General features: G+C 38.3%; 7 protein-coding genes. All 7 read right to left on the reverse strand.

Annotation, left to right across the window (positions count from 1 at the left end):
* Positions 1–201: 201 nt before the first annotated feature.
* Positions 202–3291, reverse strand: coding sequence for a lantibiotic dehydratase (locus QM524_RS09485; protein WP_283344385.1), 3090 nt, complete (start codon positions 3289–3291; stop codon positions 202–204).
* Between the two features lie 270 nt (positions 3292–3561).
* Entirely contained in the window at positions 3562–5055 is a 1494-nt protein-coding gene (locus tag QM524_RS09490) for a RagB/SusD family nutrient uptake outer membrane protein (protein ID WP_095164062.1), read from the reverse strand.
* 100 nt (positions 5056–5155) lie between these two features.
* Complete coding sequence (locus QM524_RS09495) at positions 5156–8326, reverse strand: SusC/RagA family TonB-linked outer membrane protein (protein ID WP_283344386.1); 3171 nt, start codon at positions 8324–8326, stop codon at positions 5156–5158.
* Between the two features lie 439 nt (positions 8327–8765).
* On the reverse strand, positions 8766–10121 hold the full coding sequence (locus QM524_RS09500) for a Gfo/Idh/MocA family protein (RefSeq protein ID WP_283344387.1): 1356 nt from the start codon (positions 10119–10121) through the stop codon (positions 8766–8768).
* 511 nt (positions 10122–10632) lie between these two features.
* Entirely contained in the window at positions 10633–11559 is a 927-nt protein-coding gene (locus QM524_RS09505) for a bifunctional riboflavin kinase/FAD synthetase (RefSeq protein ID WP_283344388.1), read from the reverse strand.
* 62 nt (positions 11560–11621) lie between these two features.
* Positions 11622–12329, reverse strand: a complete 708-nt coding sequence (gene truB, locus QM524_RS09510; protein ID WP_283344389.1) for a tRNA pseudouridine(55) synthase TruB — start codon at positions 12327–12329, stop codon at positions 11622–11624.
* A gap of 169 nt (positions 12330–12498) precedes the next feature.
* A complete protein-coding gene (locus QM524_RS09515; protein WP_095164056.1) occupies positions 12499–13302 on the reverse strand; it encodes an undecaprenyl-diphosphate phosphatase in 804 nt (267 codons plus the stop codon).
* Positions 13303–13390: the final 88 nt, after the last annotated feature.

Raw genomic sequence — 13390 nt, forward strand, 5'->3', positions numbered from 1 at the left:
TGAATTGTGAATGATGAGTTAGTAGTGTACGAAGGAATATGAAAACTGTTTATTTCGGATATCGGATGTTGGATTTCGGAAGTATAATCTTTTATGTTTTGTAAAAAATAGAGACATTTTACTTTATTTCCGAAATCAGAAATCCCAAATCTGAAATTGTTAAAATTCCTTCGTACAGTACTAACCTAACATCTAAATTGCCTACTGCTTAGATCTAGCCATGAGCGATTTGTAATAACGGCTCATAAAATCATATATCAATAACTCATGCGTGCGCTGACCATCTGGAAATATCCGATTGATGGTCATGTGAATCAAATCACTGAGATATTTGGAACGGTAAGCAATATCCTGTTTTTCTACAATTACTTTGACAATACTGGTAGTATTCATCGAACGAGCTTGAATGAGCGATAAAAGTGGCGCATATTCGTGCTCGTCTTCTAATTCCAAAACCAAAAATTGTTCGAGTACTTTACGGTTTTCCCTAAATTTTGCATCCAACAATAACTTCATAGGCTTGTCCAGATTAAATTCTCTGGCAAAGCTATCTCTCATCGACTCCATCAAAGAATATTTGGCTTGAATGGTACAATCAAAATCATTTAACAAAATATCCAATGCCTTACAAGCAAATATCCATCGTAAATCATCCCTATTTTCTTTCGAAGTTGCATTGATAAACCCAAGCACCATATCACTATCAGCCCCAAACCATTGTTCGGTTTCGTCTATAATATTTGCTCCATATCTTTCAAGCTCCCGTTCGTAGGTATCGACCAAAATTTGAGATATTCGATTATTTTCCTTAAAAATCAAAAGTGCCCGATTAATAGCTGTCAATACTTGGGTAATAGCATTTACATCTTTCAAATGGAACCGCAATCGAATATGTTTTTCGGGATCCGCATAACGGATAAAGAACCAATTATCAATCAATTGAGCGTCTTTTAAGTACGTCAGCACAGGTGTAATCGCCTCCGAAAGAATAACCTCCGCTGACTGCACACCACAATAAACCTTGTAATAGAGCCATTCAGAACCTAGGGCAAATGACCTTTGTGTAGACTCAAGAGGCTTAACGAGAAGTGGCTTTGAAGTATAGTGCTTTTCTTTTTTTACTAAAAATGCAACTACCTGATTGGTAAAGCCTTTTTGTTGATTATTTTGAAAAATGGCAGAATTTGGATTGAACAAAAACTCTTTAAGAATAATTTCTGACCTATTTTTGATCGTATCTAACCATGTTTGAACACTCAAAGGATTCTGTGTATTGACCAATAACTCATTATCTGAATCGGATAAAACAAATCGTTGAGGTAGTTTCCATTCTTCAAGGAATAAATCTAACGCTTCTTGATTTTCTGGTTGCTTGAGTAATTTTTCAAAATCCTTGCGTTGCAATTGCCAAGTAGCTGGTTCTAAAATCATATTTTTAAAACAAACTCTTGGGTAAAAAGAAGCTTCGGGATAAACTTTTTGCCAGTTGATACCTACAGAATTTGTCTGACCTTGGTGCTGCAAATCGCCCAAAAAACGATATACAGGAACAGCATTATGGATATAATTATGGGCATTGCTCAATCTTGGCACTATTTCTTTTTGTAACCTTTTTGAGCGTAAAATCACTTTTCTAGCCAAAATATCCACCGACACCATCAAATCATCCAAAGACAGTTGATAGACTGATCCTACCGAAGATTTTGCCAAATAAGGAATTTCGTATTGCCTAAAGGCAGGGTGAAGAATGATATTTCCTACACGATTTTCGGGAAGATGTACAATTTCTGCCAAAATAACCTCAGGGTTTTGAGCTTGTTCTTGTTCGGTGATTTCCTTCGCTACAGACAATATTTCCTCAGAAGCATGCGCAAAACGACCAATGATATTGACAGCACTCGAACCTCCAATATTTTCGAGATACATGGGATATTGACTATCTCCCGTCAAACGAAACATGACTGGAATAGACGCTGCCATAGGAGGTTTATCCGAAAATAGTTGTGCAATTTCTTTTTCCTGTAGGTCAATTTGAAAGGCGCTTTGGCGATAAGCTTCGAGCCATTGTTGAAACAGATATTGCTCCCAATCACCCATTTGCCACGATTTTGTGGAAGATACCTGTCCTTTAGCACTCAAGCCTTCTGCGATGGGCGTCAACTGATTTTTGCCAGTTATGCCATATCCTATGCCCGCCTCGGTATCCAAAGCTACTAGCAGAGGTACTTCCTGAGCATCGTATCGTTCATAAAATTGGTCGATAAATTGTTTTAGCGTACCATTTTCGCTTGGAGTTTGTGCTTTATACAGAAGCTCTATCGCCTCCGATATATCCTCCTGTATATCTTTTTGAATGAAAGTCTGTTCGAGTTGATTGATTCTGTCAGTTTGAAAGAGTTTGCCTTCCTCAAAAGGGATACCCAAAGGCTTGAGTAATTCCATAATTTGAGCATAAGACTCAACAGGATTATAAGACTGTTTATCAATATTCTGTAAAGCTTCTTCAACCTTTTGAAGAATTGATAAAATCCCTTCTAAATCTCCGTTGTGATTGATTCGGGCAAGAATCGTAATGAGTTGTTGTGTAAAAGTGTCACCCGTAATGGCAGGTTCCAACTCACTAACCAAGAGCTGAGCGTTAATCAGTTCTGCCACAAAATCTAGCGCCTGTTCCAGCGTAATTTCATCTTCTACCAAAGATAACGCCAGTTCGAGTAAGGTAGCACCCGACTGAGCTTTTTGCAAAATAAAATCGATATAGGGCGAATAATCAATGGCCGAAATCTGATGCTGTCGCTTTCCATTTACATAACGGTATTCCACATAGCGAAACTCCTCTCCTAGTCTATACTGACTCGAATTGGGATAGTAAAGAATTCGTTGGGCAATCTCTGGAATTTCGGCTAAACGCTGTGCCAAAGCGCCAGCATAGTGCATATCTAAGCGAGTATGTCGGTGGAAAGATTCTGCAAATTGGATAGAAGTTTGGTCACTCCATTCGGCGATAGCACAACCTGCAAAGAGTCCAAATGGCGTACACCTCGAACACATCCGTGTGTAATATTTTGATAAAGAAAATAAGACTTTTTGCTTCTTCTTGGCATCCACTTTTTCTTGATTTTTTAAAGCTTTGGCTTCTTCAAAAAGTACAGGGGATGCTAAATACAAGGCTTCAGTGAATTGAGGATTTTCTAATAATTGAAAAAGAAAAGTTTCATCAAAATCATCATTAAAAGCAAATGCAGGTGTACGAATTATGAGTTGGGGTAGGAATTGATAATTAGTTGTCATGTGTCAAATGCTCAGTTTTACTTTTGACGCAATTTATAGTTAATCGACGAAAAATAAAGATTTAGAAGGAATTTATTTCGAGAACTGTAATTTCTTACCTACAAAAAACGGCTTGAGTCATTTCAACTCAAGCCGTCGTGAAGATAGCGGAGGTATATTAGGAAATTAGCCTTTAGAAAATCATAAAAACTAAATTCAAGCCCCAAACTAGATAAGTGTATTAAACTTGGAAATCAAAGTACAACTTCTCATTCACAACTTCTTGACAATCTAGTATCCCGCGTTTTGTGTATATAGACCAGTTTTTACATCAATTTCTGTTTGAGGAATTGGATAGATGATGTAGTTAGTAGTAAATGATTTCATTTGCTTCAACACATCTTCTTTAGGAATCCATGCAGCCATCACTTTATCAACTACGCCAAAACGTACTAAGTCATGCCATCTTGAACCTTCCGCAGCAAACTCTTTACGACGCTCTGCCAAAAGTCCGTCCAAAGTCAAAGTAGTAACGTTTGCCAAGCCAGCACGTTTACGAACTTGGTTCACTAAGGCAATAGCTTCGTCAGTGGCAACACCGTTATTTGTACGCAATAGACACTCTGCTTTTAACAATAAGATATCTGCATAACGAGACACGATAAAGTTGATAGGCCAGTCAGTACGGCTTTTACCATATTTTGACAAATCAAGATATTTCTTGAAAAATGGACGTGTTTCTTGTACACCATTTGAAGTATATCCAGTCAAGATTGAGAATGTTCTGCGAACATCCGCTGCTTCATAGGTACTTACTAAATCTGAAGAAACTGGACGGATGGTCAAACCACCTTGTGCACCCAAGCCATTGGCTGTAAAATAAGTATCTGGAGCCAACATCCAAGGGAAACTTGCTCCTAAGCCCAAGCCACCACTGATATATTGCACATCAAAAACTACTTCGCTATTGTTTTCATTTGTGTAAGAGAAAACGCCCGCATAAGTACTTTGAAGTGAATATTTTCCAGAGCTAATCACATCATTCAACAAGGTTAATGCTTGTGACCATTCATTTGAGTTGATACCTGGTCCTTCGATACCATAAGTAGCCCCCGAACGAGTCATATAAACCAAAGCCAATAAGCTTTTTGCAGCATTATTTGTAGCACGACCAACATTGGTCGTCGTATAACTTACTGGTAAATTGGTTGCGGCAAACTGCAAATCTGAAATAATTAATTTGTAAACATCAGCTACCGAAGAACGACCGATTGATAGTGCTTCGTTTTGTGACACAACCTTATCAATCACAGGTACTTTACCAAACCAACGCACCAAGTCAAAATAGAACATAGCACGCAAATAACGTGCTTCTGCCTCAAAACGAGTTTTCAAAGCAGGGTCTGTAATCACAGAACCATTTTTTGTCAATTGGTCTAAGAAGTTATTCGCCTTAAAAATACCACTGTAGTTGGCACTCCAAGCCTCAGCAATGTACGGGTTCGAAGAAATCGTTTGATGGAAAGAGTTGATACCTTCCCAGTCACGCACACCGCCATCAGATACTGCATACAAATTGTCTGAGCGAGTTTCTGATAAATTCAACTGACGTTCAGGATAGGCGGACAAAGAAGCATAAACTGCATTGATGCCTTGCAAGAAGTCGTTGTTTGTTTGGTAAAATGTCAAAGTTGTGGCACTAGAAATAGGTGTTTGGTCAAGTTCATCTGTACAACTTGTCAACCCTAAAGCGGCCAATGCTATATATAAAAATACTTTTTTCATGTTGTCAATAAAATTATCTGTAAAGGATATGATCTTTTGGCTTTGGGTGGAGGTTGGAGGTTGGGTACTTTTCAACAAACATCCAATCCTCAATGCCCAATTAGAATGTCAAGTTAAGACCTAAAATCAAAGAACGAGACAATGGCAAACCGCCGTAATCACCGCCTTGTGGAAATGAGTTGTCACCACTTAAGTTAGTATTTACAGCATCTGGGTTCCAACCACCTTTGTACTTGTCAGCACCAAACCAGTTTTCGGCAGTGAAATAAATGCGAGCACCTTTTACATATTTTTTGCTGATTACTTGACCCAAATCATATCCTAAAGTGATGTTACGAACTCTCCAGTAATCCGATGACCACAACCAGTCAGTGTTCTTGATACGTCCAAATGTAGAATAAGCTTTACCCCTCAAACCAGCACCTGGATTATCTACCGAACGCCAACGGTCTCTGTATATACCCAAAGCATTGTCAGTATAACCTTGACCAGTTCTGTCAACCGCACGACCGAACAATGAATATACATATCCACCTGATTGACCTTGCACTAATACAGTCAAATCAAAACCCTTGTATTTGAAGGTGTTTGTCATACCATATACCAAATCAGGGTTCGGCTTGCCTGCATACACACGGTCATTAGCATCGATTTTGCCATCACCATTAGCATCGAAATATTTAGGATCACCAACAGTTTGTGTACCGAATAAAGCTACTTTGTTATCAATATCGGCTTGTGTCAAAATACCTACTTGCTTTACTAAGTGGTAAGCATACATTGGCTCGCCAACTTGCAATACACTGTGAGGAATATCAAATGACGATGGGATATAAATCGTTGCGTCACCTGCCCCTAAGTGAACCACCTGGTTTTCGTTATGACTCAAGTTAACCGATGTAGTCCATTGGAAAGATGAGTTGTTGATATTGCGAGAAGTTATCTCTAATTCCCAACCTTTATTCAATACTTCACCGATGTTAGTCAGTGAGGTAGCAAAACCTGTAGCTTGCGGAACAGGTACGTTCAATAACAAATCAGTATTGCGTTTTGTGTAATAGTCAAACGAGGCAGTGAAACGATTTTTCAAGAAACCAACATCCAAACCTACATCAATTGTTTGTGATTTTTCCCAAGTTAAATCTGGGTTAGAAATGCGGTTTGGTGCTTGACCACCTGCCTGAGCACCGCCAAAATCGTAGTTATAGAAGCCCAAAGTAGAAATACTGCTATAATCACCAATGTTATAGTTACCAGCTTTACCCCAGCTTGCACGCAATTTTAAGTCACTCACAGAAGAAACACTCTTCATAAAATCTTCTTCACTCAATCTCCAACCGATAGAAGCTGATGGGAATAAACCCCATTTGTTGTTATCGCCAAAACGAGAAGAACCATCACGACGAACACTAGCTGATAATAAGTATTTGCCTTTGTAACCGTATTGCACACGACCAAAATAAGACAACAATACGTTTTGTGTTTCGTTGGTATTACCTGTTACACTTACTGCCGCATTCAAACTTGTAATGGTACTACTGTTATAACCACCGTTTGATGACATCGTTGACGTTCCAATTTTTGTCAAGTTATAGGCATAACCCGCTACAGCCGAGATATCATGATCTTCGTTGATAGTTGTAGAGTAAGACAAAGTATTTTCATTAACCAAAGTCTGTTTTTTCAAAGTAGAGAAACTACCAGAAGTAGACAAACCTGGTGTTGTAGTACGTGCAGACAAACTGCCATTTACCCAGTCTGGACTGTATCTTTTGGTCGACAAATCAGTATTGTCAAAGTTGATAGAGCTTCTGAATGTCAATCCTTTTGCCAATTGATAATCTACGAAAGTTGAGAAAATCGTTCTAAATGTCTTCGTAAGACCAATGTTGTTTTCCAATTGACGAATAGGACTGTTACGGCTCACACTCCATGGATATTGACCATATTGACCCGTGTTAGCATCCAAACCATTTTCTTGTACTGGCGTCATACCTGCTACAATATGCAAAATAGCATCTTTCCCTTCAACACCTGGGTCATTTGCTTCCGAGTATGATGGGGCTAAGTTTACACCAAACTTTAATCTTTCGTTTGCTTTTACTTCTACGTTTGCACGAGCTGAGTAGTTACGGTAATAGGTATTCAAAACTGTACCATCTTGGTGAGTCATGTTACCTGACACATAGTACTTCACATAGTTATTTCCTCCACTTGCAGACAACTGATAGTTGTTTACTTTACCTGTTCTGAAAGCTTCTTTTTGCCAGTCGATATAATTTAATCCTGGGTGACCCGCTTGAGCCCAACGGTCATCCAACATCAAGTTTGAGTTTACTGCTGTAGAAGCCAAACCTAAGATAGCTCTCCTTTCGGCCGTAGTTTGCGATGCCGTACGACCTACACCAGATGCCACCCACTGGGCATTGATCATCTCTGTTGCACGGTCAACCCACTCGTCAGCACTTAACATATCCAACATTCTAACGGCTTTCGTAATACCCGAATAAGCATTAAAAGTAATTTTTGCTTTTCCTTCCTGACCTTTTTTCGTAGTAATCAAAACAACACCATTGGCAGCTCTTGAACCATAAATCGCGGCAGAAGAAGCATCTTTTAATACCTGAATATTTTCAATATCATTTGGGTTGATATTGTCTAATGGGTTACCTGTACTGAAACCACCTGAGGCATTTTGTCCAGAAGTTTCTAATGGAAAACCATCAATTACATACAAAGGCTCATTACTAGCCGAAATTGAACCTGAGCCACGTACTTGCACACTAAAACCTTTACCGGGTGTACCTGAAGTTTGTTTTACTTGTACCCCAGCTAATTGTCCAACCAAAGCTTGGTCAACACGAGCAATCGGACGTTGATCCAAATCTTTGGCATTGAAATTGGCCATTGCGCCTGTTACGTTCGCTTTTTTCTGGGTACCATATCCAACTACCACAACCTCATCCAACGATTTAATATCTGGCTTTAAACTTACATCTTGCTTTGTTTGACCGTCAATCGCTACTTCAAGTTTCTCATAACCTACCGAAGTAAAAACTATCACTGCACCTTTTCCAACCGAAATAAAATAACCACCATTTACATCAGAAGTAACACCACGCTGACTTCCCTTCACCAAGACACTCACACCAGGAACTCCTTGGTTATTCAATGCGTCGGTAATTTTACCAGTCACCACTCGTTCTTGTGCCAAGCCAACATAAGAAAGCAAGCACAAAACGATCCATACAAATTGTCTAATTGATCTCATATAGTCTGTTTTTAATTTGGATTAAAAGATAATGAAGGGTTCGAGCCTCTGTTTTACGATTTATAATCAGTCTTTTAATAGATAATTTTTGGAGCACTAGGTACAAAAAGGCAATGAAAAGCCTAGCCCCTTTATTTTTCATAAAGGTTCTGGAAAGCTTTTCATTAGCGCAAATAGTGTCTTAGAATTAAATATTTAGAAGTCTGGTATTTTAAGTTTTTTATTTTAGGACAAGGCAACAGGCACAAGGCAAAGAGTGTCAAAAAGTTTTTTAGTAACGATAGATATGTTTTGCCGAATGCCATGGCTGAAAGCATAAAGCACATTTTAAATTTTACTTTTATTAAGCTCTAGGCTTTATGCTGTAGGCTAAAAGTTGAAAAGTATTTCTCACGAAATAATTGAATCTTTTTGCCTAATGCTTACAGCCTCAAGCATTTTAATACGATTTTACCGCCAATGGTTTTAGGTCGGTCAATGAGGCTATCTTTACAGGTTGTCCTGTGTCTGAGCTTTTTCTTGCTGCTATCCCAACTAAGATAGCCATTGCTCCATCACGACTTCCCGCAGCCTGACGATAGGTATCTTTGGCAGTAGGATTACGGAAAATCTTATCTCTCAAGCGTGCATCTCCTCCGCCATGTCCTTCAGCTTGTTGAATTTTGATGTATTCGATGTCGCCAAAATTGCGAGAAAGCATCAGTTCATCATAGTTCTCAATGGTCATTTTGCCCGACTCCTTAATCCATGCCTCCAAGCGACCTTTGGTTCCGTTAAACGCTATTCTGTATCCTTCGTAAGGCGAATAAGTGGTTAAAGAATAGGCAACGTTGACACCGTTAGCATAATGAATGGTAGCGGCCATTTTATCGAAAATATTTATATCTTCTTTAAACACACAACCGTCTCTCAAGTAGCCGTCATGCTTTTCGTTTTCTACATAAAGCTTCGTTAAGCGGGTGTCTTTTGTTATATCCCAATAAAAATTACAAGAAGACTTGTAATCACACGAACGACAATTGTTACCTCGTTTTTCGCCATTTTTTCCATAGTGCTCAAGCGACGCTTGTGCATATACGGATTCAGGCTCTGATTCTAACCACCAGTTCAGCAAATCGAAGTGGTGACTGGCTTTGTGTACCCATAACGAACCAGAATTTTCACGAAGTCGGTGCCAGCGTCTGAAATAGTCTGCACCATGACGAGTATCCAAATACCAATGGAAATCTACAGAAGTAACTTTTCCAATAGCACCTTCACGCAAAAGTTCATAAATCTTCTGACGGTGAGGCGAATAGCGATAATTAAAAGTAACCGTCACCTTTTTGCCAGTACGCTTTTCGGCATCCAAAATAGCCTGACATTTTCCTTCATCAGTAGTCATCGGCTTTTCGGTAATGATGTCAGCACCCAATTCCATCCCACGAATAATAAACTTATCATGCGTAGCATCGACTGTGGTTACAATCAATAAATCGGGCTTGGTTTCCTTCATCATTTTCTCGAAATCTGTGTAAACATTACAATTTACACCCAAGAATTGCTTTGCTGTTTCGGCACGTCCTGGATTGATGTCACACAAACCAACAAACTCAATTACATCACCAAATTCTTTTACAACTGGGGTTCCCCACATACCCGTTCCACGATGACCAGTACCCACCATGGCTACTTTGCGTTTGGTGGTATTATTGCCAAGTGTTTCAGACAAGTTTGCCATAAGCAAGCCCGCTGATGCCAGTGATGTTTGTTGTAAAAATGCTCTTCTGTTGAGATTGTTTTCCTGACTTTCCATTTCGATAAGGTCTTTTGTTGTCGGTTAACACAAGTTTGCAAAGTAATTTTTGTAAGTAGAAACAGTTAAAATCCACTGTTTTCACTTTGCACTTTACAAATTATTTATTGTAAAATAACCTATTGTCTCAGGATGAACCATCATGCCCCATCCTGTTTATACCGAATATTCTTAAAATAGTACAATAAATATTGATTGGTTAAAATTATTTGAAGTAAAAAAGTGTAGACTGTGAGAGAAAAGCAAGGGGACATCTATTTAACAAACGCTTCTTGTTGGCGCTCGTTAGACTAAAAGTTTAGAAGTGATTCTAATGCTGAGTAGTTCAAGAATTAGTCTTGGATTTAATTTTTATACAGTTTATAAACTGAAGCAAAACCCAGTCCGACACTAATTCTCGAACTAGGTTATAATACAATCTTACTTGCAGGATTAACTCATAACGTATTCCTGCTTATATTCAATTATCTGACAACATAAATCATCAGCTAATTGAGAAAATGGTAACTCATTATTTCAAGATATCAGAAACGGTCAGTTTGTCTTGAGCGATTTGCGCCTTCAATGCATCTAATCCATTGAATTTTTGTTCGGCTCTAACTTTCTGAACAAATTCTACTTTTAGGTTTTCTCCATAAATTTCTTTGTTGAAATCTAGGATATTCACTTCAATCGTTTTGTAAGTGCCATCTACCGTTGGTCGGTTACCAATATTGAGCATTCCTCTCAATTTCTCGGCATTGTAGTATACCCAAACCGCATAGACACCATCTTGAGGAACTAGCTTGGTTTGTTCACGCACTTGGATATTAGCTGTCGGAAAACCAATGGTACGACCTATTTGTTTGCCTTTTACCACCAAGCCATTCAAATCGTAATTACGACCTAAAAAATGTTGTGCTTGGGTCATATCACCATCTTGGATAGCCTTACGAATCTTGGATGAGCTTACCGCAATATGGTCGATATCTTGGCGTGAAATTTCCTCAACGCCAAAACCATAGCGACTAGCATTTTGTACTAGATAGTCAAAACCTCCTTCTCGGTTTTTCCCAAAGCGATGGTCATAGCCAATCACCAAAGTTTTTGTACCAATCGTATTGATAATTACTTTCTGGATAAACTCCTCAGAGGTAAGTTCTGAAAACTCTCTAGTAAATGGAATCACTAATAGATGTTGGACGCCATTTTGGGTCAACAATTCTATTTTTTCATCCAAAGTTGAAAGGAGTTTTACTTCTTGATTATCGGCTGACACCACCGTGCGAGGATGCGGGTAAAAAGTAATAACTACACTTTCCCCTCCTGTTTGTTGCGCTACTTCAGCAAGCCTTTTTAATATTTTTTGGTGTCCCAGATGCACGCCATCAAAAGTGCCACTGGTAACAACTGCGTTTTCTAGTTTTTGAAATTCTTGAATTCCGTAATATACCTTCATATCACAAAGTTAGTCGAAAAAAATGTGGTACGACACAGTCGCACCACAAATCCAATAATAAGCTATTTTACAGGAGCAACCGCTCTTTGATTCACAAATTCTTCAATAGTCAGGGCATTAGCGACCTCAAACTCTCCGATGCGCTCGCGACGGAGTGCACTCATGTAAGCGCCTGACTGACAAGCTAGTCCAAAATCGCGTACCAAACTGCGAATGTAAGTACCCTTTGAGCATACAATTCGAAAATGAATCGTTGGGAACTCTGAGCTATCAATTTCAAATTTCTTGATTTCGACTTCTCTCGATTTTATTTCGATATCATCTTCTGTTTTTCCTTTTCTTGCCAATTCGTACAAACGTTTTCCTCCAACAGAAATCGCAGAATAAATCGGTGGAATTTGCAAAATTGGACCTGTCAATTGCGCCAAAGCATTTTGCATGATTTCTTCGGTAATATGTTCGGTAGGATATTCACCATCAAATTCAGTTTCTAAATCTATTGAAGGTGTTGTTTTACCTAAAACTAGTGTTCCAGAATATTCCTTTTCTTGGGCTTGAAAACTGTCTATTTGCTTAGTCATCTTACCAGTACACAGAATTAGCAAACCTGTTGCCAATGGATCTAATGTACCTGCGTGACCTATTTTTTTAAAATTACCTGCATACTTCAATTTTTTAACTACGTCAAAAGATGTCCAAGTAAGCGGTTTATCAATCAGCAACACCTCTCCAGGATCTTGTACAGGCTGATTTTGTTGATTTTCATTCATAAAAATTTATTTTCTTGGAGTTGGAATAGTTTTAATGAAACTTCCATCTCATTCTACCTTCAAATGTATATTTCATTACAAATAATTCATACTACAACCATCATAATGACTGAAAAACACTTTTATGACAAAAATAACTCCAGAATTTTGATTTTTCACATCATTGGGTCTAGACAACACTAAGCGTATGTCCTGTTGCCAATAATCCTAAAATGGTTAAGCCAACAATAATACGGTAAATTCCAAAGTACTTGAAACCGTATTTGTTGAGAATACTGATAAAGAATTTAATAGCTAATACTGCCACAAAAAATGCCACTACATTTCCAATAGCCAATAATTTTACTTGCTCAGAAGTGATAGCCCCTTCTTCTTTAATAAATTTCAACAGTTTGTATCCAGTAGCTGCAGCCATGGTCGGAACCGCTAAAAAGAAAGAGAATTCTGCTGCTAAGCTACGAGTCAATTTTTGTTGCATCCCACCAATAATAGTGGCAGCACTACGACTAAGCCCTGGGAACATAATCGCCAAACACTGATAAGCCCCGATTTTGATGGCAGTGATATTAGTAATATCCGCCTCTTCGTCAAAAATTGGTTTTTTGAACCAATTATCAACAAACAATAAAATGATACCTCCGACCAATAAAACCGTTGCAATAAATGCTGGATTGCCTAAATGTTCATCTATTAAATCATCGAATAATTTGCCAAAAATTAAGGCTGGTACTACTGCCAACATCAATTTTACATAAAATTGCCATTTAGAAAAGTCAAAAAACTTTTTCCAATACAAGGCAACAACCGCCAAAATAGCTCCCAATTGAATACATATTTCAAAAAGTTTGGTAAACTTATCATTCTCAATTCCAAGAATCGAGCTGGTCAAAACCATGTGTCCAGTAGATGAAATAGGTAAAAATTCGGTAAGTCCTTCGATAATGGCTAGAATAATGGATTGAATAATAGACATATAATGTTTAAGTATCTTTTAAGTAGGAAATATTAATGGTCAAAAATACAAAAAACAAAAAGAAGAACCTGTTTTCATATACAGAATT

It is taken from the genome of Flectobacillus roseus (assembly GCF_030056595.1).
Classification (GTDB): Bacteria; Bacteroidota; Bacteroidia; order Cytophagales; family Spirosomataceae; genus Flectobacillus; species Flectobacillus roseus.

Coding starts and splice junctions, on each gene's coding strand:
- QM524_RS09500 (WP_283344387.1), bottom strand. CDS start 10,121: ATGGAAAGTCAGGAAAACAATCTCAACAGAAGAGCATTTTTACAACAA.
- QM524_RS09485 (WP_283344385.1), bottom strand. CDS start 3,291: ATGACAACTAATTATCAATTCCTACCCCAACTCATAATTCGTACACCT.
- QM524_RS09505 (WP_283344388.1), bottom strand. CDS start 11,559: ATGAAGGTATATTACGGAATTCAAGAATTTCAAAAACTAGAAAACGCA.
- QM524_RS09515 (WP_095164056.1), bottom strand. CDS start 13,302: ATGTCTATTATTCAATCCATTATTCTAGCCATTATCGAAGGACTTACC.
- QM524_RS09495 (WP_283344386.1), bottom strand. CDS start 8,326: ATGAGATCAATTAGACAATTTGTATGGATCGTTTTGTGCTTGCTTTCT.
- truB (WP_283344389.1), bottom strand. CDS start 12,329: ATGAATGAAAATCAACAAAATCAGCCTGTACAAGATCCTGGAGAGGTG.
- QM524_RS09490 (WP_095164062.1), bottom strand. CDS start 5,055: ATGAAAAAAGTATTTTTATATATAGCATTGGCCGCTTTAGGGTTGACA.